Source organism: Shewanella mangrovisoli, from assembly GCF_019457635.1.
In the GTDB taxonomy this organism is placed as follows: Bacteria; Pseudomonadota; Gammaproteobacteria; order Enterobacterales; family Shewanellaceae; genus Shewanella; species Shewanella mangrovisoli.
In genome coordinates this window covers 3,112,065-3,135,021 of sequence record NZ_CP080412.1, presented here as the reverse complement: position 1 = coordinate 3,135,021, position 22,957 = coordinate 3,112,065, and the positions used below count along the sequence as shown (strand labels likewise).

22 protein-coding genes are annotated in these 22,957 nt (G+C 47.8%); 14 read left to right on the top strand and 8 right to left on the bottom strand.

Annotated elements, in window-relative coordinates; all coding sequences use genetic code 11:
• Positions 1–22: 22 nt before the first annotated feature.
• The 4 genes from K0H60_RS13850 (at position 23) to K0H60_RS13835 (ending at position 4,660) form a co-directional block, all read left to right on the top strand.
• Complete coding sequence (locus K0H60_RS13850; protein WP_220058171.1) at positions 23–964, top strand: ABC transporter ATP-binding protein; 942 nt, start codon at positions 23–25, stop codon at positions 962–964.
• Positions 954–2,075 (top strand): ABC transporter permease, encoded by a 1,122-nt coding sequence (locus tag K0H60_RS13845; protein WP_220056090.1) that lies wholly within the window; start codon positions 954–956, stop codon positions 2,073–2,075. The genes K0H60_RS13850 and K0H60_RS13845 overlap by 11 nt, the downstream gene beginning before the upstream one ends.
• A 237-nt stretch (positions 2,076–2,312) precedes the next feature.
• Positions 2,313–3,599, top strand: a complete 1,287-nt coding sequence (locus tag K0H60_RS13840) for an acetyl-CoA hydrolase/transferase family protein (RefSeq protein ID WP_220056089.1) — start codon at positions 2,313–2,315, stop codon at positions 3,597–3,599.
• Between the two features lie 230 nt (positions 3,600–3,829).
• Positions 3,830–4,660 (top strand): SseB family protein, encoded by an 831-nt coding sequence (locus K0H60_RS13835; protein ID WP_220056088.1) that lies wholly within the window; start codon positions 3,830–3,832, stop codon positions 4,658–4,660.
• An 82-nt stretch (positions 4,661–4,742) separates the two neighbouring features.
• Here K0H60_RS13835 and K0H60_RS13830 read toward each other — a convergent pair whose 3' ends face one another.
• A complete protein-coding gene (locus tag K0H60_RS13830) occupies positions 4,743–6,308 on the bottom strand; it encodes a S8 family serine peptidase (protein ID WP_220056087.1) in 1,566 nt (521 codons plus the stop codon).
• Positions 6,309–6,676: 368 nt separating this feature from the next.
• Between K0H60_RS13830 and K0H60_RS20605 the strand changes: the two genes are divergently transcribed.
• Positions 6,677–6,880: a hypothetical protein gene (locus tag K0H60_RS20605; protein ID WP_258405744.1), complete on the top strand. Its 204-nt coding sequence runs from the start codon at positions 6,677–6,679 to the stop codon at positions 6,878–6,880.
• Entirely contained in the window at positions 6,858–7,130 is a 273-nt protein-coding gene (locus K0H60_RS20600) for an NTF2 fold immunity protein (RefSeq protein WP_258405743.1), read from the top strand. The genes K0H60_RS20605 and K0H60_RS20600 overlap by 23 nt, the downstream gene beginning before the upstream one ends.
• A 73-nt stretch (positions 7,131–7,203) precedes the next feature.
• On the opposite strand, the gene K0H60_RS13820 is transcribed toward K0H60_RS20600, so the two are convergent.
• Entirely contained in the window at positions 7,204–7,752 is a 549-nt protein-coding gene (locus K0H60_RS13820; protein WP_220056086.1) for a DUF1415 domain-containing protein, read from the bottom strand.
• Between the two features lie 27 nt (positions 7,753–7,779).
• Positions 7,780–8,373, bottom strand: a complete 594-nt coding sequence (locus K0H60_RS13815) for a LysE family translocator (RefSeq protein WP_011717623.1) — start codon at positions 8,371–8,373, stop codon at positions 7,780–7,782.
• Between the two features lie 315 nt (positions 8,374–8,688).
• On the opposite strand from K0H60_RS13815, the gene K0H60_RS13810 reads away from it, so the two are divergent.
• The gene (locus tag K0H60_RS13810; protein ID WP_220056085.1) at positions 8,689–9,291 is read left to right on the top strand and encodes a DUF4136 domain-containing protein; all 603 of its coding nucleotides are present in this window, start codon (positions 8,689–8,691) and stop codon (positions 9,289–9,291) included.
• A gap of 274 nt (positions 9,292–9,565) precedes the next feature.
• A complete protein-coding gene (locus K0H60_RS13805; protein ID WP_220056084.1) occupies positions 9,566–9,964 on the top strand; it encodes a VOC family protein in 399 nt (132 codons plus the stop codon).
• Between the two features lie 125 nt (positions 9,965–10,089).
• Here the strand turns inward: K0H60_RS13805 and K0H60_RS13800 are convergent, their stop codons facing one another.
• Positions 10,090–10,662: a hypothetical protein gene (locus K0H60_RS13800; RefSeq protein WP_220056083.1), complete on the bottom strand. Its 573-nt coding sequence runs from the start codon at positions 10,660–10,662 to the stop codon at positions 10,090–10,092.
• A 252-nt stretch (positions 10,663–10,914) separates the two neighbouring features.
• Positions 10,915–11,739 (bottom strand): DUF2797 domain-containing protein, encoded by an 825-nt coding sequence (locus tag K0H60_RS13795; RefSeq protein ID WP_220056082.1) that lies wholly within the window; start codon positions 11,737–11,739, stop codon positions 10,915–10,917.
• Between the two features lie 244 nt (positions 11,740–11,983).
• Between K0H60_RS13795 and K0H60_RS13790 the strand changes: the two genes are divergently transcribed.
• Complete coding sequence (locus K0H60_RS13790; protein WP_220056081.1) at positions 11,984–13,144, top strand: alpha/beta hydrolase; 1,161 nt, start codon at positions 11,984–11,986, stop codon at positions 13,142–13,144.
• A gap of 94 nt (positions 13,145–13,238) precedes the next feature.
• Positions 13,239–14,126, top strand: coding sequence for a DMT family transporter (locus K0H60_RS13785; protein ID WP_220056080.1), 888 nt, complete (start codon positions 13,239–13,241; stop codon positions 14,124–14,126).
• A 60-nt stretch (positions 14,127–14,186) separates the two neighbouring features.
• On the opposite strand, the gene K0H60_RS13780 is transcribed toward K0H60_RS13785, so the two are convergent.
• Positions 14,187–14,687 carry a glycine cleavage system transcriptional repressor gene (locus K0H60_RS13780; RefSeq protein ID WP_220053440.1) on the bottom strand — a complete coding sequence of 167 codons (501 nt, stop codon included), beginning with the start codon at positions 14,685–14,687 and terminating at the stop codon, positions 14,187–14,189.
• Between the two features lie 199 nt (positions 14,688–14,886).
• Here K0H60_RS13780 and K0H60_RS13775 point away from each other — a divergent pair, with 199 nt between their 5' ends.
• The 4 genes from K0H60_RS13775 (at position 14,887) to phoU (ending at position 20,553) form a co-directional block, all read left to right on the top strand.
• Entirely contained in the window at positions 14,887–17,145 is a 2,259-nt protein-coding gene (locus K0H60_RS13775; protein ID WP_220056079.1) for an ABC transporter permease subunit, read from the top strand.
• Positions 17,146–17,204: 59 nt separating this feature from the next.
• Positions 17,205–18,863 carry a phosphate ABC transporter permease PstA gene (gene pstA, locus K0H60_RS13770; protein WP_220053438.1) on the top strand — a complete coding sequence of 553 codons (1,659 nt, stop codon included), beginning with the start codon at positions 17,205–17,207 and terminating at the stop codon, positions 18,861–18,863.
• Between the two features lie 33 nt (positions 18,864–18,896).
• Positions 18,897–19,715 carry a phosphate ABC transporter ATP-binding protein PstB gene (gene pstB, locus K0H60_RS13765; RefSeq protein WP_011623310.1) on the top strand — a complete coding sequence of 273 codons (819 nt, stop codon included), beginning with the start codon at positions 18,897–18,899 and terminating at the stop codon, positions 19,713–19,715.
• Between the two features lie 127 nt (positions 19,716–19,842).
• Complete coding sequence (phoU, locus tag K0H60_RS13760) at positions 19,843–20,553, top strand: phosphate signaling complex protein PhoU (RefSeq protein ID WP_011623309.1); 711 nt, start codon at positions 19,843–19,845, stop codon at positions 20,551–20,553.
• Positions 20,554–20,967: 414 nt separating this feature from the next.
• On the opposite strand, the gene K0H60_RS13755 is transcribed toward phoU, so the two are convergent.
• Both K0H60_RS13755 and K0H60_RS13750 read right to left on the bottom strand, forming a co-directional pair.
• Positions 20,968–22,155, bottom strand: a complete 1,188-nt coding sequence (locus K0H60_RS13755) for a hypothetical protein (protein ID WP_220056078.1) — start codon at positions 22,153–22,155, stop codon at positions 20,968–20,970.
• 99 nt (positions 22,156–22,254) lie between these two features.
• Positions 22,255–22,797 carry a hypothetical protein gene (locus tag K0H60_RS13750; RefSeq protein WP_220056077.1) on the bottom strand — a complete coding sequence of 181 codons (543 nt, stop codon included), beginning with the start codon at positions 22,795–22,797 and terminating at the stop codon, positions 22,255–22,257.
• Between the last annotated feature and the right edge of the window lie 160 nt (positions 22,798–22,957).

Here is a 22,957-nt window from a genome sequence, read left to right as displayed (position 1 = left end):
GTTTGCTATCGAAACCCGCGGTATGACCCGCGCCTTTGGCGGCATCAATGCGGTCAAAGATCTCGACTTGGCGATCCCTAAGGGCACGATTTATGGGTTTTTAGGCCCCAATGGCTGCGGCAAATCGACCTCCATTCGGATGTTGACTGGGCTGCTGAGTCCAACCTCGGGGGATATTCGGGTGCTGGGGGAAACCTTGCCCGGCGCCGAGGAAAAACTGCGCCGCCGCATTGGCTATATGACGCAAAAATTCTCCCTCTACGACAACCTGTCGGTGAGGGAAAACCTCGAGTTTGTGGCGCAAATTTATGGGTTGAATCGTCGCCAAACCAAGGCGCGTTTGGCCGAGTTATTAAGCTTGTACGATTTGGCGGGGCGCGAGAAGCAAATGGCGGGCTCCATGAGTGGCGGGCAAAAGCAGCGTCTAGCCTTAGCCGCCGCGACCTTGCATCACCCCGAGCTGTTATTTCTCGATGAGCCGACGTCGGCGGTCGACCCTGAAAATCGCCGCGAGTTTTGGGAGCGGCTGTTCGATCTCTGCGCCCAAGGCACCACGATTTTAGTCTCGACCCACTATATGGATGAGGCCGAGCGTTGCCATGGTCTGGCGATTTTAGAGCGCGGGATAAAACGCGCCGACGGCTCGCCGCAACAATTAATGGCGGCCATGGGCGCGCGGGTCATTGAAGTGTCGGGTGAGGATTTACGTAAGCTTAAACAGTCGCTTATCAGCGACGCCAACGTGTTATCGGCGGCGCAGATTGGCAGTCGTTTACGGGTATTAGTGCAAAGTTCGATTGCAGATCCGCTGGCTTGGTTAAGCCCAAGGGTTGCGGGGCGAGCACTTACCGAAGTGCGTCCAAGCCTTGAGGATGTGTTTGTCACCTGCACTGGCGGGCGTGCCCAGCTAACGCCGCCAAATGGCAGTCAGGCCACGACTTTGGAGGCTCAAGATGCTACGTAGAATTTGGGCCGTGGTGGTCAAAGAACTCAGGCAGTTATCGCGGGATCGCATGACCTTCGGCATGATAGTGATGATCCCCTTAGTGCAGTTGATGCTGTTTGGTTATGCCATCAACACCGATGCGCGCCATTTGCCCGCAGGTTTAGTGAACTTAAGCGACTCCGCCTATAGCCGCGCCTTGGTTAAGGCGGTAGAATCGACTCAAGTAGTTGATTTTAAAAATCGCTACTTGAGCGCCGCCGAAGCGGATGCGGCCATTACTCGGGGCGAAGTGAAAGCCGTGTTGTATTTAGGCGCCGATCTCGACGAGCGTTTAGTGCGACATCCCGCCTTTGTGGGGCAGGCCTATTTTGCCGAGCCCGTGGGGCAATGGTTGGTGGATGGCTCGGATACCGTGGTCGCCTCTACCATTCGCAGTTTAAGGCAAATGCCATTGGATGAAATTGCGGGGAGGGCGGTTAAATCGAATCCCCCCAGTTTTGAGGTGGTGCAGTATTTTAACCCTGAGCAGCGTTCTGTGGTGAATATCGTTCCCGGCCTCTTAGGGGTGATTTTGACTATGACTATGGTGATGTTTACCTCGGCCGCGATTGTGCGCGAGCGTGAGCAGGGCAATATGGAGTTTTTAATCACCACACCAGTGCGGCCGCTCGAGCTAATGCTAGGTAAAATAACGCCTTATGTATTAGTGGGCTTTGTGCAACTGGCCATTATTCTTACCGCCGGACATTTACTGTTTGCCGTGCCGATTCGCGGCGGTTTGGATTCGATTGCGCTGGCGGCTATGCTGTTTATCTGCGCCAGTTTGACCTTAGGCCTAGTGATTTCAACCATAGCGAAAACCCAGTTGCAGTCGATGCAGATGACGGTGTTTATCCTGCTGCCGTCGATTCTGTTGTCGGGCTTTATGTTCCCCTACGAGGCCATGCCCGTGGCGGCGCAGTGGATTGCCGAGGCGTTACCCGCGACGCACTTTATGCGCATGTCCCGCGCGATTGTGTTGAGGGATGCCGAGGTGAGTGACTTGCAATTTGATGCGCTGTGGATGATTGGCTTTACCTGTTTAGGCCTGCTGGTGGCCAGTCTGCGATTCTCCAAACGTTTGGATTAAGGCTCTTGCTTTGGGCGCGAGTTTTGACTTAACGCAAAGTATTGGTAAAGAATCGGACTAAGTCGTTGAAATGGATGTTAGTTACTTTAGAACTCGCTTACACTGCTGCTAATAAAATGTTCCTTTGCTGTATTGGCTTTGCGTAACCCTTGGGGGAGCGGAGACGCAAAGCGTGTGGCGCATCCTCGCCACAACATGCGCAAAGGAATGGGGATCAGCTAAGCGAAGGAATTCTGTATGCCTGCGATTGTGTGTCAAAGTGCCCTCGAAGCGGTATCGCTCATTCAAAGTGGCGAAACCCTGTGGACCCATTCCATGGGGGCGACCCCCAGAGTCTTATTAGATGCGCTGGCAACACATGCGCTCACCCTTGAAAATCTCACCTTATTACAGCTACATACCGAAGGCGCTGAGTCCTTAAGTCATCCCGATTTGCGTGGTCATTTGCGCCATCGTTGTTTCTTTGGTGGAGTGCCGACTCGGCCGTTATTACAAAGCGGTGACGCCGACTATGTGCCGATTTTCCTCTCGGAAGTGCCTAAACTGTTCCGCAGCGGCGAGCAAAAAATCGATACCGCGATTATCCAAGTGTCGCCGCCCGACAAACACGGCATGTGTTCCTTAGGGATTTCGGTGGAGGCCACCTTAGCCGCCTGCCAAGTGGCGGGTAAAATCATCGCCCATATCAACCCGCAAATGCCCCGCACCCACGGCGATGGTTTTATTCATATCGACCGTTTCGCCGCTGTGTATGAACAGAGCGCCAGTTTACCCATCCATGCCTTTGCCACCGGCGATGCAGTGAGTTTGGCGATAGGTAAAAATGTGGCCGAATTAGTGCGTGATGGCGATTGTTTGCAGATGGGCATTGGCGCGATTCCCGATGCTGTATTGTCTTGCCTGACCGAGCACAAAGACTTAGGCGTGCATACCGAGCTATTTTCCGACGGGATTTTGCAGCTGGTCGAAAAGGGCGTGATTAACAACAGCAAGAAGCGTTTTTACCCCGGAAAACTGGTCACAGGTTTCGCCTTAGGTAGCCAGAAGTTATACGACTATGTGGATGATAATCCTGCGGTCATTTTTATGGATATCGAGCAAGTCAACGACACCTCTATTATCCGTAAAAACCCCAATGTGATGGCGATTAACTCGGCGCTGCAGGTCGATCTTTCGGGCCAAGTTTGCGCCGATTCGATAGGCACTAAGATTTATTCGGGTGTTGGCGGGCAGATGGACTTTATTCGCGGCGCGGGGTTATCCGAAGGCGGCCGCTCTGTGATTGCCTTGCCAAGTACCGCCTCGGGCGGCGCGATTTCCCGCATTGCTCCTGTGTTATCGCCCGGTGCTGGGGTCGTGACGACCCGTGCCCATGTGCATTACATAGTGACCGAGTATGGCGCGGCGAACCTGCGTGGTCGCTCCCTGCGCGAGCGGGCACAGGCCTTGATCAATATCGCTCATCCGGATTTTCGTGAGCAGCTTTGCCGCGATGCCTTCGAAGTGTGGGGATTAAGTCTCTAATTCTATCAGTCAGTTACTCATGAGTGCCGAGTTTGCGACTGCGCAGGCTCGGTACTGTGCTAAGTGCCTGCTTTGATGCCAATTGTGGGATGTTTTACTCGATTCGACGCCCTCAATGTTTTACCATGCCCACGCGATTTAATCTGGTCAGTGTGAATCGAATGGTTAAAAATTATTTTTAACTCTTTGATAGTAAAGGACTGAACCGCTTAATAACAGGAAGTTTGCCAATGTTGTACACCCTAGAAACGACAACCCCACTCGAACAAATTTTTGTGAAGGCCCTCCAAGACAATCTGTATGCGGCCGAGTTTTATCAACAACTTAGCCAATCAACCCTGTTTATCTTGAGTGAGAGTCGCACTGAGGCGCCCGAGGCGGGTGAAGGTGCGATGGCTATCGGCATCACCCAGTGGTATGTCCCCCTCGAGGATGGTAGTGATCATCCTTTTACGCCGATTTTTACATCTCAAACCGCCGTTGATAAGGCCATCGAACTGATGAAGAGCGAAGGCACTGCGCACCATGGGGTGATGACGCTCGATGCCGAGACGCTGTTCCAAGTGCTGCTGCAATCGGGGAGCGATATGGCGCTGAATCCTAACAGCAATATGTCGAAATCCTTGGATGCACACGAAGTGCGCTTGATGTTGTCATCGCAGCTTGAGTTGGTTGAGCACAGGGGGGCGCTTTCGTTATTTGGCAATATCGAGCCCCATGAGTATCCCCATTTTGCTCAGCTCAAAGGGTTACTCGCGAACTATAAAACTGTCGAGAAGGCCTATCTGCTGGAATCATCACGCTTGGATTTCATTCGAAGTACGTCGGATCACGCCTTAAGCCTAGTGATCCAGTTACCCGCTGAAAACGCAGAGGATATTAATCGTATCCGTGGCGATGTGAAGTTGCTCGAGCGTCAACTGGGGCAGGACAGCTGGCCTATCAAAGTGCACCATTTACATGGCGACAGCGTCGAGCCTATCGCGACATTTTGCCAAGCCAAGGGTGTGCCTTTTTACAGCCGCTCACTGCTGACCAGTATCAAAGGCTGGTTTAAGTAATCTTCCAATAGACAATAAAAAAACCAGCACAAGTGCTGGTTTTTTTATTGGGATTATCTTGGCTGATTATCTTGGCTAAATACTATTTGCCAGAGCAGCCATAGGTAGTGAGGTAAGCATCGGCCGCTTTCGCGTTGACGATACCATAACCGAAGTAGTTATCCTTACCTACAGTACCCGCATCCATTGCCGTTGCTTTGAGTGCGTTACGGATTTGTGTACCAGTACATTGTGAATGGTTAGACCATACCAGTGCAGCCATACCCGATACTGCTGGTGTGGCCATTGAAGTACCGCTCATAAAGCCGTAGTCAACCGAATCGATTGAAACCGTTGCGTTTTGTGCAGCAAGTAGGCTGGCTCTATCTTCAAACGCTGCGCCAACGGCAGGAATGGTGGTGGCGTTGGTATCACCCAAAGTGCCGTAGAGCATGCCCGCGACGTTGTTGATAACGATTGCGCCGACACCGCCTGAGTTTTCACAGTTAAGCACTTTATCGTGGAAGGAAATCACGCCGCGATCGATAACACAAATCTTACCGTTCGCGCCAGAATCCACTGCCTGAGCCGTACCCATAAAGTAGGTGTTACCTGTGGCTGAACCTGGGTTCTCCATTGCTGATGAGGCAACTGTCGCGCCATCGGCTGTTAAGGTTGAGGCTGTTGCCATGCCTGCAGGGTAGGTTGATAGGGTATCGACACCGCCTGCGGTCACTTCAACACAGATGCCATCATCGTTGACGGCTTTTTTACCACGACCGCTCACGCAGCTTGGGTATTGGGAGAAGTCGGCAATCTTATTGTTAGCATCGTTAGCACCGATCATCATCACCGATGGGTAACCCGCTGGATAAGAGCGTACTGAGTTACCGTCGTTACCCGCAGCCGCGACCACTAAACCACCCGCCGCAGTAAAGGCGTCGAAGGCATTCTTTTCGGTATTGTTGGCTGCGCCGCCACCTAAACTCATGCTGATGATCTTAGCGCCAGCATTGCTACATTTGTTGGCTGCATAGGCTAAGTCAGAGGAGTAACCCCAACCCGAGGCGTTGAATACTTTTACGATATGCATAGGTACGCCAGGCGCCATACCGACAACACCGATATTGTTGTCTGCCGCACCAATAGTACCCGCCACGTGAGTGCCGTGTGGGCCACCGTTCTGATCCCAGTTACCCGTACCAGAGTCGTTATCGCCAGTGATGTTGTTCCAGTTAAAGTCTGGGTTTGAGCTATCTAAACCAGAGTCAATAATACACACCTTCATGCCCGCATTTGGGTTAAAGGTTACTTCGTTGGCATGGGATTGATATACCGCATAAGGCGTGACTTGCTGGGTCATTGGATTGCCCGCATCGTCGTTATACAGCGCCATAGGATGACGGCGAACGTCTTCTTCAATCAGAGTGATATGTGGGTTGTTCAGCAGGCCTTTTACTTGGGCGAGATCTTTGCCGGTAAAAGTCGCAGCGATAAATTCATCCCCTTCAAGATTGATTTCTGCGCCCAATTTTTTGGCCAGTGCTTTAACAATGCCTTTATGACCCGCTTCGACTTGAATGACATAACGATTGTCGTCGGCATGGGCTTGGGCAATAACGCCCACAGATAAGGCAATAACGGCACTGGCGATTTTGGTTAATTTCATTGTGCTTGCTCCATTTGTTATCAAGGTTGTAAGACCTAAGCGACACGGAGCATCTACTTGTGCTCCTATGGACAGACGGGCGTCTGCTGACTTAGGCGATTTCAACCTAACACAGGAATTTATTTTTAACAAACAAATAACAAAAGTAGCAATTTGTAAACATTTTGGGCTGTAAACAAAGAATGACAATTATGGCTGCGTTAACAGCCAAGCTATGTAGGGGAGAATATGCTGGCTAATTCATCCTAAGCTAATGAATTATCATTATGTTTTTTATTGATGTGATAGAGAGCTAGGCTTGTGACCGACAGGCCGTTTGATTATAGTGTCCGCCGTAAGTATTCCTAGGAGAGGACGAGATAATCGACATGGATGAGATTGAATTAAAAGCGTATTTAACACAGCGTGTGTTATCTTTCTGCCAAAGTTGGAATGAGATCGAAAATAATCTTTATGCCAAACTGCAAGCAGAGGAAGAAGCCTTAAGAAAGGTATTACCCGAAACAGAGTTCCACTATGCAGAGCGGACCGATTGGTTTGCACTGCTCAATGAACAAATCTCCCCCCGATAAGCCCCGTGTGTATGGCGGTAAAGTTCGCAACTCCTTTGGTTTTCCTTCAAAGTTTAATGGTTGTGACCATCCTCTTGAGCTGCTCGTTAACTTAAAACATAAGAGCAGAGCCGAAATCTATATCAAAACCAACACTCACTTCGAAGATGAGTATCTGTTTATCGTCCTTAAAAAGGCCGATGAATGGCGTATCGATAGCTATAAAAATCGTCGCTATGGCAATGAGAAATGGAGCACACAAATCCTGTGATTGGTGTAAACAGTGCGACCTTTCCCAATGCCTAAACTTAGGAGTTGTTAGGTTTATTGCTTTGAAATAAAAGCTATTTCCCCATGCACTCTGCGAGTAATTTAATAAAAAACTCGCTGCCTTTACGCTCACAAAATTGAATATTGCGCTCGGGAATTGATTCGGGGTCGTTGTAGTTAGCAAGGGCTAACTCCATACTAGCCTCGCGAATAATATGCAGGGTTGGATAGGGAGCGCGGTTGGTAAAATTGGCGGCAGAGTCCTGTGGTTCATCCTCGAAGCAATAATCGGGATGAAAATGCGCGAGCTGATACACGCCTTCATAGTCGTTGTCGAATAAGGCGTCGTTCGCCATATCGACCAGATCGAGGTAAGTGTAAAAGCCCTCAAAACCCCGCGGCAGAATAAACAGTGTAGTTTCGGCTTCGGGATGCGCATCTAGGTATTGGCATTCTTCAATCAAGGCTTTGAGCACTAGCTTGACTTTGGTTTGTTCAACAACGAGATAGCGAATACTGCCGCGCTCAACCTCACGTCTGGCGAAGGGGCAAATATTGTATTTCATGATCACTTTTTTCACCCAGTTATCGGTTTGTTGAGTGATCAGTTCTATCTCATTCATGCTAGTGCTTAACTCTTACGGCCAAAATTAGGGGGCGATCATAGGGATGATAGACGCCACAAGCAAGATGGCCATAGTGATATTAAAGATCTTCTGCTGGCGCTCGTTTTTCAAAATACGTTTAAGCGCCACGCCAAACCCAAGCCACACCACTGCGCAGGGAAAGGCCACACATAAAAATACTGTGGCAATAGTGACCACTTGCGGCGTGAGATCCTGTTGCACCGAGGTAAAAGTGGCAATTGCGCCCACGGCCATAATCCAGCCTTTAGGGTTAACCCATTGAAATGCGGCGGCTTGCAGAAAGCTAAAGGGTTTAGCGATACTTTTGCCCTCCATCTTGCTACTGCTGTTGGCAATCAGCCAAGACAGGTACAGGAGATACACAATCCCAATGATTTTAATCACTTGGTGGATAATCGGATAGGCTTGAAATAGGGCACTTAAGCCTAGGCCGATGGCGAGGATCATAGTGGGAAAGCCAAGGCTAATCCCCATCAGATGCGGAATACTGCGTTTAACGCCAAAGTTGACCCCAGAGGTCATCAGCATAATGTTGTTAGGCCCTGGGGTGATCCCCGATGAGAAGGCAAACAACGCGATAGCGAGTATTAACTCCATAGATCTATTTCACACCTTTTGTTGTCGTTATTGGCATTGTGATAAGGGCATATTCCCTCGATTTTTGCGCCGTGACTATGCAAGTTGCAGTCGCTCGGCGAGGCATTCTAGCGGGTAAATTGAGCCGCGCCTATACGCCCTGCGGGCATAATAAAGTAACAAATCATAACGAATTGGGAAGCCATGAATGCCTGAGTGCAATTTAGCCACAAGACTTGTCGAGAGCGATGATTTAACACTATGATGCATATCGACTTTCAGTCTTGGAAATAGCAACTATCCTTAAGCTGTAAAAATCGCAATAAGGGAATAAGTATGTATTTACCACAAACTATTGGGCGTTTATTGACGCTATTAACCATAGGTTTTGCCGCGCTGACGGCCTGTGTGAGTGTGGATGATTCGCAGGCGCTGCGAACCACAATTGTGACTTCGGGGGATTTGAGCCAATTACCGCCGAGCGCCATGACCTACAGTTGGCACTCAACACTCCAGAAAATCTTTGTCGACAGTCGATTAGACAAACAACAAGTCCAACAACATATGCAAGATACGCTAAAAAAAGTGTTGCTGACGAAAGGTTATCGTTGGGTTGAAGATCCGCAGCTGGCGGACTTTCAAGTCGGATTTGGCGTCGCCATGGGCACACAAATGTCGGACGAGCAGATACTCGCCGCCGCAGGCTTAGTGCCGGGTTTATCGAACCAAGGTGTGGACCCTAAAAAGTACGATAAAGGCTCAGTGCTAATTAGCTTTTTTAAACCGACGGGTATCGCGGGGCAACCCACCGAAATGGTCTGGCGAGTCCTTGCCCAAGGCTTTGCCAACATTAAAGATATGGATGAAGTTAGAGCCCGCTTCGATGGTTTAATCGATGAAATGCTGTTATCGCTGCCCGCCACCCATGCGGTGCAATAGTGCGGTTATCCCAGTTCGGTTGCAAACTGACTCTTATAAACAGATAGCTATAAAGAGAAGGTTATAAACTGACAGACTTAAGGCTGAAAGCTTAAGATCACTGTCATAAGGTATCCTCATAAGGCGAGTAAGATACTCGCCTTATGCTCTTGTGGGAATATAGGTTTAGGATGCCGCAATGATTGACTAGACTGTTCTCTGAGCTATTTACAGTTACAGGTATTTTTACAGGACTGGATGTGACGTCCGCAGGGATTTTTAAAGGGAGATTATGATGGCACAAAGTATCTTTGTTAATTTAGCGGTTGAAAATGTTCAACAATCACGGGCTTTTTACGCCGGCCTAGGGTTTGGGATTAATGAGCAATACAGCAATGAGCAGGCCGCTTGCGTGGTGATTGCCGACAATATTTATGTGATGTTGCTGGCAAAGCCTTTTTTCGCGGGTTTTACCGATAAGCCGATTGCCGATGCCCGCACCACGACAGAAGTGCTCAATTGCCTAGACTGCGACAGTCGGGAGCGTGTCGATCACTTGGTCAAGCTTGCCGAGCAGCATGGCGGCAAAGCCTATCGTCAAGCGCAGGATCAAGGATTTATGTATGGCCATGCTTTTGAAGATCCCGATGGACATATCTGGGAACTTGTTTATATGGTTGCGCAACCAAGTTAGAGCAAAGCCTCTGCTCGATTGATTTAATCTCTTCAAAATCAGGCTTATCCAAGAATGGCGAGCGTTGCGTGGGGCTTATGCTTTACACAACGCCGCTATTCCTAATCAAGCTAGCTTAAGCTGGCTTATTTTCTTGCCTTATTCTCTTTATTAGCTACATGAGTTTCGAGAAATTCCTTCAGAAAATCAAAATTATCCATATTTATTTCCCTATTCGTGAACGACACTTGGCCGGAAATCTGGACAAAGTTGATCGTCAAGCGGCGTGTGCCTCTATATTTAAAGTATTTTGTACTGGCAATCTCATCCAATGGGACAAACTGTTGTTTCATATCAAAAAGATGAAACTCGGCATCGTAGAGATTAAATATAAGGCCTTCTTGATAGATATCGATGTAATAACCATCAGGTCCAGCTTCAGCTAATCTAAGCTGTTCATCTTTAGCGGCTTTGCTCAATCTTATCGTTTCAGAAATGATCATGAAGACGAAGAAAAATGCCACCACAACGGCTAAAACGACAACAATTGTAAATCCTATATCCCATGGTTCTGTCGATAGCGATGCGGTCAGTTCCTTCCAAGGACCGCTTGCTATTATCAACGGGATTATTAAGAGCAACATTATCCCAGATTGCTTACTACGTAATTCTTGTTGGAATGCACAGCGACGGATAAAATTTTGAGGTCCTTGTTTCATAAAATATATTCCATATAGAGATTTTTACCTTGGAAAAGGTGAGCGCCATTTTATCCATGTGGGATGCTGGGAGTGGGTGCGGCTGAGTGATTGCAAGATAAGGGTGATCACAATGCTTTAGGTATGAGTATATCGAGGTTCAACCTAAGCGATTTAGACGCTTCACTACTGTCATCTAACGGTTTAGCAATGAGTGTACTGATAGCCATAACGGCGTTCAACACACTCATTTGACAGGAATTTTAGCTTATATTAGTCAGCTAACGCTACGCTGACTTCATAGGCGGTGAATTTGCGAATATTAATCACGCCCGTATCGAAGATCAGATACTGACCTTTTATCCCCTGTAAAATCCCGCTTACTACCTCATTTTTATCGAAGTTGTGGGAAGTGATCTTCTTCGGAAAGGTGTCGATGGGATAGTGAATCGACTGAATCGTTTCATCTAAACGTTCGATGCTGTAATCGCCTTTTTGCATGCCGATTTCATGCAACTTAGCCTCAATTTGCGGGATCAGTTCCACCGCCTTAGCATTTAAATCGATATCGTCGGCGTGGCCCTTAAGCATGGTTTGCCAGTGGGTTTTATCATTGATGAGTTTGGCTAACTCCACTTCCACTAAACCCGAGATTTGTCGTGTCGACACTTTAAAAATCGGTAAACCTTGAGTCGCACCCTGATCTATCCAGCGAGTAGGCAATTGTGTGTGGCGAGTGATACCGACCTTGATGCCTGAAGTATTAGATAGATAAACATAATGTGGCACAAAACAATGGCTTTGCGCCCACTCTGGCTCGCGGCAAGTACCTTGGTCAAAGTGACAGGTTTCGGGCTTCATAATGCACATATCGCAACTGGCGAGCTTTTGCATACACACAAAGCAATGGCCTTGCGAATAGCTCTTTTTGGTCTTTTTGCCGCAGTTACAGCAGAAGATGTTACCCGTGTGGGTAAGAGTTAACGGCTTGCCAATTAAGGGATTCAGTGGCAGTAACTCGTCGCCAACAACCAATTGATACTGTACTTGTTGCGCCTCATCTAAGTGTGCGCGCAGCTTTTTTAGCGTTCCTAACATAGGTGTTCCTAGTTTTTTATGGTGTCACTGGGTTTGGTAAGGCATCCAGCGCACTTATGCATTCGTCATTGCGTGGTGTGCAGTATACAAGATTATCCCGCCGAGTTTAGATAGGAATTCTCGATTGAGAGCCTAACTATCATTTGTGGCTAATCAGGGCTTTCTGGTGGCGTAATTATGTTAATAAATTGATTGTATTGATAAAAACCAGTAACTTAGCAGCCATTGTTCAGGGAGGTAAACGATGCGGATAGTATTAGGGCTGATTTTTTTCTTGTCGATGCAGGTGATGGCGCAGGCTGGCAAGATGCAGATCCATTCTGAAATATTGAATGATGACATTAACTTGCAAATCAAACTCCCCGAAACCTATGGCCATTCCAGCGACTTCCGTTATCCCGTTTTAGTTGTCTTGGATGGCTCAACACAATTTGAGCATATTGCCGCGAATGTCGGTTTTTTAAGTAGCTATGCCATTATCCCTGAGCTGATTGTCGTGGGTGTCAGCTCGAATAATCGCTTAAAGTCGTTTACGCCGACCCAATTAGAACAGTTTAAAGATCGAAGTGGTGGGGCTGAGAACTACAGGCAGTTTTTAGAAACAGAACTACTCAGCAGCTTGGGCCAGAAATATCGTATTGCCGATTACCACATACTTTCGGGACACTCTATGGCTGGGCTATTCAGCAGCTATGTGGCTCTGACGCCTGACACTCGGTTTAATGCGGCAATATCCATCAGCCCAAGCCTTTGGTGGGACAATGATTGGCTTGTCCGCGAGTCCGCGAAGCTAGCCGTTGCCAAACGGACAAAACCCATGCGCTGGTTTTTGAGTATGGCCAGTGAACCCAACGAGATGGCCAGCGCCTTTGCAGCCCAAATCACCCAATTGCAAAATACCTTGGGTAATAGCCCGTCAGTGAAGCCTCCTTCAACCCAAATGTTGCAATGGTTTGATAAACGCTTTCCCGAAGAAACCCATGACAGCACCCCGCTTATCGGCAATGTTGAGGCATTAAAGACGCTGTTTGCGAATTGGAATGCGGTGCCCGAAATCGCGGTGATGCCGCTAAAGGCGTTAAAGCAGTTCTATCACCAGCAAACGGCGGTCTTCGGTTATGAGTTTCCGCTCTCTGCCCAGCAATATAATGTCTATGGCCTCAAGGCCAGCTATGAGCAAAAAACGGCGTGGGGTGTGGAGATTTTACAGGAGGGGACAAAGGTGTTTCCCATGTCTGAGGTGCTCTGGGATAGCTTAGCAACCGCCTACGATCTTGATGGTCAAACCGCCCTCGCGATTGATGCTTCCAACAAAGCGGTGCAGTTGGCAAAGCAATCCGACTCAGTGTTTTTAAATGAAATCTTGAGTCAGGCCAAAAGTCTACAAGGCAAGACTCGCCAGTAGCACGGTTTAAACGCTAACAGTGTCGCAACATATTTGGACAAGCGCCCAGCATCTGGGTAATCTTGTCATCCTTTTTAATCATTGAGACCGTATCTTGCCAGCCAATTTTTTACTCCTGCTCGCCGCCGCTATTTGGGGCTTTGGTTTTGTCGCCCAAACCTTAGGGATGGAGCATTTATCGCCCTTTGCATTCAACGGGTTACGTTTCTTAATTGGTACTGTGTCACTCGTTCCTCTGGTGTGGTACTTGGCTCGGCAAGGCAAAATTCATCTCGGTACACCCAAAGACTTTGCCATGGGCTGCGGGGTGGTAGGCGGACTGTTATTCGCTGGCGCATCGCTACAACAGGTGGGGCTGCTTTATACCACGGCGGCTAATGCGGGTTTTATCACTGGGCTTTATATCGTGTTAGTGCCGATATTGGGCTTAGCCCTGAAACATGCTACTGGCGCAAATACCTGGGTGGGCTGCGGTATCGCCGTGGTCGGGCTGTATTTTTTAAGCATTAAAGAAGGCTTTCACCTCGGTTATGGCGATACGCTGCAATTGATTGGCGCACTGTTTTGGGCGATGCATATTTTGGCAGTGGATCATTTTGCCAAGCGAATTTCGCCAGTGTTACTCGCCATGATGCAATTTTTGGTGTGCGGCGTATTAAGCCTGCTGGTGTCGGCGGCCATTGAGGTGACGACTGTCGATAAGGTGATTGCAGCTTGGGGCTCACTGGCCTACGCGGGGCTGATTTCAGTGGGTATTGCCTACACTTTACAGGTGCTGGCGCAAAAGCATGCTCATCCTGCGCACGCGGCGATTATTTTAAGTCTAGAAACCGTGTTTGCGGCCATCGGCGGTATTATGTTCCTTGGAGAGAGCTTAGGGCTGCGCGCCTTGTTGGGTTGCGGTTTAATGTTGCTGGGGATGTTGATTTCCCAAGTGCCGCTGCGATATTTGATTAAGTCTCGGCACCAGAAAGTCAGTTAGCTCACCATAAAAAACGCCGCAGGGTTTGCCCGCGGCGTTTTTTGTTGAAGGGGTTGAAGGTTAACGACTGAGTTTATCCAGCACTAAGTCATCACCGAGGGCATAGAGGGATTGCACCAGTTGTTCCTCTTGGGCGAGGTCGGTTAAGCCTAAACCTATGGTGGCGCGAAACAGGGCAATGCCGGTATGGCCTGCGGTCTCAAACTGGCTGCTAAACTGTTCGATATTGATACCTAGTGCGGTGATGCGATTGGAAATATCCAGCACTAAACCGGGTCTGTCGTAGGACACTAGGCTGTAGGTTAGCCGCTTAATGGGTTTGAGGGCGACCGAGGTTTTTGAATAGGTGAGGGTGAGGCCGTCGATGCATTCCAAGGCTTCAATCAGCTCGTCCATTTTCAGGGAAGGCACCTCGAGTAACAATATGGCGGCAAAAATCCCGTCGATATGGCGCAACTCTGAGTCTAACCAGTTGCCGCCATGGCGACTCACGGCGTGGGCGATTTGCTCGACTAATCCTTTTCTATCAGGTGCTTGAAGCGTGATTAAATATCGTAGCATGGCGACTGACTCCTATTTTTTGTAAAAGGCACCTGTTTTAAAATCGGGTGTAACACAACTGTCATCTTTGCGTCATATAATTCAACGCACTTAGAATGAAGGGTGTTGTTATTGCTCAGTTTATGCTCAAACAGTGTAAGCATAGCATTTCGCAATTCCTAGCGAAAAAACTCACAGGCTTTAATAATAGAGGTTCTTAATGGAAAGTCAGGTCATTCAACCTGGTTCTGCGCCGCAAAGTATGCTGAAAGGCGGACGTTCAAGTCGCAGGGCATTTAAGGATAAAGCGGCTCAAATTGGGGTCACGATTGGCGGCACTATGGTGTTTGTCGCCTTATTGTTGATCTTCTTCTATTTGCTGTACGTGATTAAACCCATTTTCGACAGCGCGGATGTGACTCCGGTAAAAAGCGTGAGTTATCAACATGCTGAAGTCTCGACCCTGATGGTCGGTGCCGACGAGCAAAATGAGGTCATGTATCGCGTGGCCGCCGATGGCCAAGTGGATTTCTACACGGTTGCCGATGGCAGCTTACTCTCCAGTTTTACACCGCCATTACCCGCTGGTGTGAGCGTCACCAGCGCCGCGATTGCCGCGCCGAGTGAGCAACGCTTTGCACTGGGGTTAAGTAACGGTCAAGCCTTAATTGTGGGAATCGAATTTGGCTTAAGTTATCCTAACAACAAGCGCCTTATTACCCCAAAACTGCGTTACAGCGCGGGTGAAGCGCCGATCACGATCGATGAGTCGGGCAGCGCTATCCATCATTTAGCCTTTAGTTACAGCAACGATAAAATCAGCTTCGCCTACCAAGATGACAATGGCGCTTGGCGTTTAAGCCGTCTCGAAGGTCAAGAAAACATGATGACCGAAGAGGTGGAATGGACGACCACGGGGGCACTGTTACCTGATGCCCCTAAAAAAGTCGCACACCAATTGATGACGCCTGACCAACGCCAATTGATGCTGCAAATGGGCAACAAGGTGTTTATCTACAATATCCGTGATGTTGAAAGCCTAGATTTAATGCAGGTAATCGATGCGGAAAAGGAAAAGTCTAAGGTTAACAACATTGCCTTACTCGCCGGTGCCAGTTCGATTCTGGTGAGCTACGACTCAGGTGTAGTGACCCAGTACTTCCAAGTGAATGGTCCAAAAGGCCGTTTATACAAAGAGATCCGTGAGTTTACTGACTTAGCACCAGTGGCCTCGATTGCCTCTGAGTTCTACCGTAAAAGTTTTGCCGTGGTGAGCCCAGAGGGTGAGTTATCACTCCTGTATACCACCAGTGAGCGCGAACTGTTTGATGAAAAATTTGACCTTAAAAACCCAGGCGTGATGGGCTTTAGCCCACGTTCGAACGGCCTAGTGGTCGAAGCGAACAAACAACTGAATATCTTCCACGTGGAAAACTCGCATCCAGAAGTGTCTTGGAGCGCGTTGTGGAATAAGGTGTGGTACGAAGGTTACCCAGAGCCAAAGTTTGTGTGGCAATCCACCTCGGGTAGCGATGACTTTGAAGCCAAGCTCAGCTTAATGCCATTGGCCTACGGCACCATGAAGGCGGCGTTCTACGCCATGCTGTTTGCCGTGCCATTAGCGATTGCGGGCGCCATTTATACTGCTTACTTTATGTCGCCAAAGGTGCGCGGCATTGTTAAGCCAACCATTGAAATCATGGAAGCCTTACCGACGGTTATCTTAGGTTTCCTCGCCGGACTTTGGTTAGCTCCGCTGATTGAAGAGCACTTGCCGGGCATCTTAGTGTTACTGGTACTGCTGCCGACGGCGATTCTGGTGTCGGCTTACTCTTGGAGCAAATTACCCGGCACTTGGAAACAACGTCTGCCTGAAGTGTATCAGGAGCTGATGCTAATTCCGGTTATCTGCTTTGTGGGTTGGTTCTCCTTTGCCATCAGCCCGATGATCGAAGTGGCGCTGTTTGATGGCAACACTCGTCAATTTATCACTAACGAATTAGGCATCACCTTCGACCAACGTAACGCGCTGGTAGTAGGTATCGCCATGGGCTTTGCGGTTATTCCAACGATTTTCTCGATTGCCGAAGACGCGATTTTCTCTGTGCCACGCCATTTATCGAACGGCAGTTTGGCGCTGGGCGCGACGCCTTGGCAAACCCTAACACGTGTAGTGCTGTTGACCGCAAGCCCAGGGATTTTCTCTGCGGTGATGATGGGTCTAGGCCGCGCTGTGGGTGAAACCATGATCGTACTGATGGCAACGGGTAACACCGCCATCATGGAATGGAGCGTGTTTGAAGGTATGCGTACGCTGGCGGCTAACATTGCGGTGGAAATGCCAGAGTCGGCGATTGGCAGCTCGCACTACCGTGTGCTGTTCCTCGCGGCCTTCGTTCTGTTCGTATTTACCTTCTTCTTTAACACGATTGCCGAAGTGGTAAGACAGCGTCTGCGTGACCGCTATAGCTCGCTGTAATGGAGATAAGATAATGATACTAAATACTATTTCGCCAATGACCTTGAGAGGTTTGTGCAATGGGTAAGTGGGTAAAATCAGGCTCGCCATGGATTTGGATGACAGGTGGCGCGGTGAGCATCAGTTTGATTGCAGTATTAGGCCTGTTACTGCTCATTGCATGGCGCGGATTAAGCTACTTTTGGCCTGCAACGATTTATCAATGGGAACTCGAAGATAACACAGGCGCGCGTTCAACCTTAATCGGTGAGATTTACGATAGGGAGGAAGTGCCAACCGAACGCTTAACCGCCGCGGGCCATGTGTTTAAACAACCACCCGGTGAGTTTGTGACACGTTACTTAGTGAAAACCGGTAACCGTGAGTTTGTGGGCTTAGATTTCCGTTGGATTTTAGCAACAGACATTATCAGCCGTAGCGAGCCAGCCGATGTGGCCATGCTCGAGCGTGCTAAAAACGGTAACTTTTATGGCTACCCAGTGGCCGTGATTGAAAACGGTAAACGCTTAGAGCTTAAAAACGATGCGCTTGAATCCTCCTTAATGGAGCATATCGACCGTGCCGTTACTTTGTCTGACAAAGCGTTATCACTGCAAAAGCAAGATATTGGTGCGATTAACTACAAGATTGAAAAACTGCGTTTAAAAGAGCGCCGTTACGAGTTAGATGGTGAGTTGACCGATAGCCGTAAGCAAGAGTTAGCTGCGGCGAAAGTGGCGCTCGAGCAAGACTATAAACTGCTTGAAAAAGAGCTGTTTGCCCTGCGTGATGAAGCGGCTCGCGACTCTGTTATCGTGCGTGATATGCGTGGTGTTGAGGTCGAGCTTAAGCTGGATTCGGTTCTCGATGTCACCTACGTCAACCACTTAGGCTTGATGGGGAAAATCGGCAAATGGTTTGTGGGACTGGGCCGCTTTGTCAGCGACGACCCACGCGAAGCCAACACCGAGGGCGGCGTGTTCCCTGCGATTTTCGGTACTGTGTTTATGGTGCTGTTGATGGCGATTATCGTGACGCCATTCGGGGTGATTGCTGCGATTTACCTGCACGAATATGCCAAAAAAGGCCCTATCACTAAGATGATCCGCATTGCGGTAATCAACTTGGCGGGTGTGCCATCGATTGTGTACGGGGTGTTTGGTTTAGGGTTCTTCGTATACATGATGGGCGGCTCGATTGACCAACTGTTTTACGCCGAAGCCTTACCATCACCGACCTTTGGTTCGCCAGGGGTGATTTGGTCGGCGCTGACATTAGCGATTCTGACCCTGCCAGTGGTGATTGTATCGACCGAAGAAGGCTTAAGCCGTATTCCGAGTGCTGTGCGTCAAGGCAGTTTGGCACTGGGTGCGACTAAGGCCGAAACCCTGTGGCGGATTGTGATCCCGATGGCAAGCCCTGCGATTATGACGGGTTTGATTTTAGCCGTGGCTCGCGCTGCGGGTGAAGTGGCACCGTTAATGCTGGTGGGTGTAGTGAAATTAGCACCGACATTGCCACTGGACTTAAACTTCCCGTTCGTGCATTTAGAACGTAAATTCATGCACTTAGGGTTCCATATTTATGATGTGGGCTTCCAGAGTCCTAACGTTGAAGCGGCACGTCCTCTGGTATACGCCACCTCCTTCTTGCTGGTAACAGTGATTGTGGCACTGAACTTAACCGCGATTAGTGTGCGTAACCACTTACGTGAAAAATATCGTTCGCTTGAGCATTAATCAGCGATTATCCTGAAAGTATTAGGACTGAATATGATTTCTATAGATTCGACAGCCATGAAAACCAACAACTTTGACTTAGCAAACTTGAGCCAGAACGATACCGCACTGGAGATCCGCAACTTAGACCTGCGCTATGGTGACAAGCAAGCGCTGTTTAATGTGTCGATGAAGATCCCGAAGAAGCAAGTTACGGCGTTTATCGGCCCCAGCGGCTGTGGTAAATCCACCTTATTGCGCTGCATTAACCGCATGAACGATCTGGTCGACAACTGCCATATCGACGGCGAGATTTTGCTGCACGGTCAAAATATTTATGACAAAAAAATCGACGTTGCCGCTCTGCGCCGCAACGTAGGTATGGTGTTCCAGCGTCCTAACCCATTCCCTAAATCGATTTACGAAAACGTGGTTTATGGTCTGCGTTTGCAGGGCATTAACAACCGCCGTGAACTCGACGAAGCGGCCGAGCGTTCGCTACGCGGCGCGGCGATTTGGGATGAAGTGAAAGACCGTCTGCACGATAACGCGTTTGGTTTATCCGGCGGTCAGCAGCAACGTCTGGTGATTGCCCGTGCGATTGCCATCGAGCCGGAAGTTTTACTGCTCGACGAACCGACTTCGGCCCTAGACCCGATTTCAACCTTAACCATCGAAGAGCTGATCACTGAGCTTAAGACTAAGTACACAGTGGTTATCGTGACCCACAACATGCAACAGGCGGCGCGGGTGTCGGACCAAACGGCCTTTATGTATATGGGCGAATTGGTGGAATACGCCGATACCAACACTATTTTCACCACACCGAAAAAACGTAAGACCGAAGATTACATTACCGGCCGTTACGGTTAATCACCTTGCCTTTGGTAGTGGTGATGTGAGTGATAAGCGATTAACGAAATAAGCCACCGCCTAGAACCGAGTTAAGCATTGCAAACTCCATCTAGGCGTTGATACAGTTGAGTAAAAGGTTGGCCAAATGGAAAATATGAATTTAAACAAACATATCTCTGGGCAATTTAACGCCGAGTTAGATGATATCCGTAACCGTGTACTCGCCATGGGTGGCTTGGTTGAGCGTCAGTTAGAGCAAGCTATCGACGCCTTAAGCACCTTAGATGCCGAATTAGCGCAAAAGGTGATCACCGGCGATCACAAAGTGAATGGCATGGAAGTCTCGATTGACGAAGAATGCACCCGCATTATCGCCAAACGCCAACCGGCAGCGAGCGATTTACGTCTGATCATTGCGATTTCAAAATCGATTGCCGATCTTGAGCGTATCGGTGATGCCTGTGTACGTATTGCCAAGGCCGCATTAGATAAGCGCTTGAATAATCAGCAGCCATTATTAGTCAGCATTGAAAATATGGGCCGCCATGCGATTCGTATGCTGCATGCAACGCTCGATGCCTTAGCCCGTATGGATGCCGATTCGGCGCTGGAGCTTCACAAAGAAGATGCCAAGCTCGACCGTGAATACGAAGGCATTATCCGTCAATTAATGACCTACATGATGGAAGATCCACGCTCAATCCCCGATGTATTAGACGTACTCTGGGCAGCCCGTGCGGTTGAGCGTGTCGGCGACCGTTGTAAAAATATCTGCGAATACATTATTTACTACGTGAAAGGCAAAGACGTTCGTCATACTTCCTACGAAGATATGGAAAAGGATTTAAAGGACTAAACGCCTTTTATCACACGGCTTTATCCATAAACGCTCTGCCTAACCGCAGAGCGTTTTTGTTTAAGGGGTTAATGGGGGATGGCCTTGAATAGACGGTAAGAAGGTTGGCGAGGTTGTTTGTTATGAGGATGGGCGAACCATGGTATTTGCTCAACGACACGCAGCAAGTCCTTCCTTGGATGCTCGACCGCCCCGTCCATGGGGCGGACGGTCGTCTCGCTAATCACCATGGCTCACCTGTTTAGCATCGCGTAGCCTGTAAATTTTAAAGAAATACAAAGCATGCTTAGGGATATTTACAAGCTAGAACTTCAATTCTAACACATGAATTTCGGATAGAAATTTCTATGTATTAACGCTCAAAGTAACTGCGTTGTACGCATCAGCGGCCTTTACTTGTTAGAGCTATTTCCTTCAAACTTTAGGGAGTTTCACTTGCAAACTTGGAAGGTAAATACTTATTGGATTATCCTCACCTCGATTGTTGTCAGATGGATTTAGATAATTCTTGATATGTTCAATCAACTCATTTTTTGCGGATTCCATTCTGTCTATTAATGTATAGATATCAGATACATCTATAACTATCGTTCGCCCTTGAGCTACATCGAATGGAATCTTGTCTCCTTTCCTAATGATTTGAATAGTCGGGAGCTTCGTCATATGCCTGACGCCCAACTCGTAAAATGCATTTGGATTGCCAAATGAAAGGTCTGCAACGCAAAACTTGCTCGAAACTATGTGCTCAAATATCTGCTGTGAAATCAATCCAGACCGACCGATTTTGTCGGCCCTCACAACTTGAATTCCAAATTTTAAAAATGCAGGTTCTACTAAGTGCTTCAAAAGCATATCAGCATGTTTGCGTTCTGCTGATGATTCCTCCCCGATTGGGGTGATATAAAAGCAAAGTTTTTCTACATCAGATAAATCAGTCTGACTGTTATCTACGTCGTCAGATTCTTCGTTTTCACTGGGAGCCAACTCGGTACCAACAAATTCGGAAGCTTTACTAGCTTTCTTAGGGGTTGTTGCGTTTATGACGGAGCCATCTAATCGTATGGTTTTCTTTCCTCCAGAGTGCTCTAGTATTATTCCTGCGTATTCGGCATTTGAAATTATTATGCTTTTAGCTTCCTCTACACGTTCTCGAGGTATGGAGTATCGATTTTCCAAAACATTATTAAGAAACTCTTCGTCTGGTAAAAGCTTTCCATCATAATCTGAGTAAAATTTACTTGGTAATGTAGGAATCCGTACCGCTTTTATGGCAGCTTCTGATCTTTCCTCAGGATAGTTCGGCGCCAGTAACTTTCTTCCAGTTTCAGATAGATGAAATTTATCACCCTCTTTCACGATTAGTTCATAAGCTTGAGCACCCCAAATCAGATATTTTGTGTTTGGAGACTTAGAGCCGACATTCATTGCCCCAGCTATTTCGTCCCACGTCGCTGAACCTCCGGCATATATCTCATGTATTGGTTTTATGACAGCAAGACATTCTTCTAATGTCTTTTTTGGGAGCTCATTTGTTGAGAATTGCTTTTTTCCCGTTTTCGGACCGCGCTGCTTAGCTTCAGCCTTTTCTGCTTCGTCTGTCATAACCTACCCCATTAAGTGATTTAAATTTTCAAATAATCTAACGCTTTTCAAATCTCAAATGCCAAACAGATTGCGAATCTTCCTTAACACATTAGTAGTCTAAAATACTGTAAAAGCAAATTTGGTCTTGCTAATAGGGGTCGTGGAAATACAGCCAGACACCAATTTGACGCCATAGTTTTTTGCATATTGATTGACTAAGGCCTCGAGCTGTATATGGGGTAAAAAAGGATGAACACCCAATGACCACATTGTTCTAATGTCGTCCTCTGAACGTTTCACTTGGCTAATTTTACATACGTCTTTCATCATGCCAGCAATACATGAAGCGGCACTCAAGTTTTGTTTGATTTCAAGTGCTATGAATTGTTCAAGGCGAGCATGTCTTTTTCGGATCAAAAAGTCTATCGCCATAAATTTTTGATTTTTAGATATTCGTTTATCCATTGAATACTGAAACTCACGGAACCATTCATCCACTAGCAGTTGAGTTTCTAGAAACATGGCAAACTCAACTTGCAACCAGACCTCCCAGCCAGTCAATTTATTAGTCTCAATCAGTTTCAGTCGTTCAATAATATGCTTCTGACCAAAAAAATTGACCGCTAGCTCATTAATAAATTGAAAGTCATTCTTAACCATGAAATACCTTTGTTGATTAGTAAAATAATAATAAATCTGGCCACTAACTTTAAATCAATAACATAATGTACTTTCGGTTTGTCTACAACTTGTACGAGGTGAAATGGCTTAATTAAGAGTAATCAAAAGTTGAATGGCTAAAAATCAGACATAATATTTA

Excerpts from the sequence above, each read along its gene's own strand:
- K0H60_RS13850 (WP_220058171.1), top strand. The coding sequence starts at position 23 with ATGACCCGCGCCTTTGGCGGCATCAATGCGGTCAAAGATCTCGACTTG.
- K0H60_RS13845 (WP_220056090.1), top strand. The coding sequence starts at position 954 with ATGCTACGTAGAATTTGGGCCGTGGTGGTCAAAGAACTCAGGCAGTTA.
- K0H60_RS13840 (WP_220056089.1), top strand. The coding sequence starts at position 2,313 with ATGCCTGCGATTGTGTGTCAAAGTGCCCTCGAAGCGGTATCGCTCATT.
- K0H60_RS13835 (WP_220056088.1), top strand. The coding sequence starts at position 3,830 with ATGTTGTACACCCTAGAAACGACAACCCCACTCGAACAAATTTTTGTG.
- K0H60_RS13830 (WP_220056087.1), bottom strand. The coding sequence starts at position 6,308 with ATGAAATTAACCAAAATCGCCAGTGCCGTTATTGCCTTATCTGTGGGC.
- K0H60_RS20605 (WP_258405744.1), top strand. The coding sequence starts at position 6,677 with ATGGATGAGATTGAATTAAAAGCGTATTTAACACAGCGTGTGTTATCT.
- K0H60_RS20600 (WP_258405743.1), top strand. The coding sequence starts at position 6,858 with ATGAACAAATCTCCCCCCGATAAGCCCCGTGTGTATGGCGGTAAAGTT.
- K0H60_RS13820 (WP_220056086.1), bottom strand. The coding sequence starts at position 7,752 with ATGAATGAGATAGAACTGATCACTCAACAAACCGATAACTGGGTGAAA.
- K0H60_RS13815 (WP_011717623.1), bottom strand. The coding sequence starts at position 8,373 with ATGGAGTTAATACTCGCTATCGCGTTGTTTGCCTTCTCATCGGGGATC.
- K0H60_RS13810 (WP_220056085.1), top strand. The coding sequence starts at position 8,689 with ATGTATTTACCACAAACTATTGGGCGTTTATTGACGCTATTAACCATA.
- K0H60_RS13805 (WP_220056084.1), top strand. The coding sequence starts at position 9,566 with ATGGCACAAAGTATCTTTGTTAATTTAGCGGTTGAAAATGTTCAACAA.
- K0H60_RS13800 (WP_220056083.1), bottom strand. The coding sequence starts at position 10,662 with ATGAAACAAGGACCTCAAAATTTTATCCGTCGCTGTGCATTCCAACAA.
- K0H60_RS13795 (WP_220056082.1), bottom strand. The coding sequence starts at position 11,739 with ATGTTAGGAACGCTAAAAAAGCTGCGCGCACACTTAGATGAGGCGCAA.
- K0H60_RS13790 (WP_220056081.1), top strand. The coding sequence starts at position 11,984 with ATGCGGATAGTATTAGGGCTGATTTTTTTCTTGTCGATGCAGGTGATG.
- K0H60_RS13780 (WP_220053440.1), bottom strand. The coding sequence starts at position 14,687 with ATGCTACGATATTTAATCACGCTTCAAGCACCTGATAGAAAAGGATTA.
- K0H60_RS13775 (WP_220056079.1), top strand. The coding sequence starts at position 14,887 with ATGGAAAGTCAGGTCATTCAACCTGGTTCTGCGCCGCAAAGTATGCTG.
- pstA (WP_220053438.1), top strand. The coding sequence starts at position 17,205 with ATGGGTAAGTGGGTAAAATCAGGCTCGCCATGGATTTGGATGACAGGT.
- pstB (WP_011623310.1), top strand. The coding sequence starts at position 18,897 with ATGATTTCTATAGATTCGACAGCCATGAAAACCAACAACTTTGACTTA.
- phoU (WP_011623309.1), top strand. The coding sequence starts at position 19,843 with ATGGAAAATATGAATTTAAACAAACATATCTCTGGGCAATTTAACGCC.
- K0H60_RS13755 (WP_220056078.1), bottom strand. The coding sequence starts at position 22,155 with ATGACAGACGAAGCAGAAAAGGCTGAAGCTAAGCAGCGCGGTCCGAAA.
- K0H60_RS13750 (WP_220056077.1), bottom strand. The coding sequence starts at position 22,797 with ATGGTTAAGAATGACTTTCAATTTATTAATGAGCTAGCGGTCAATTTT.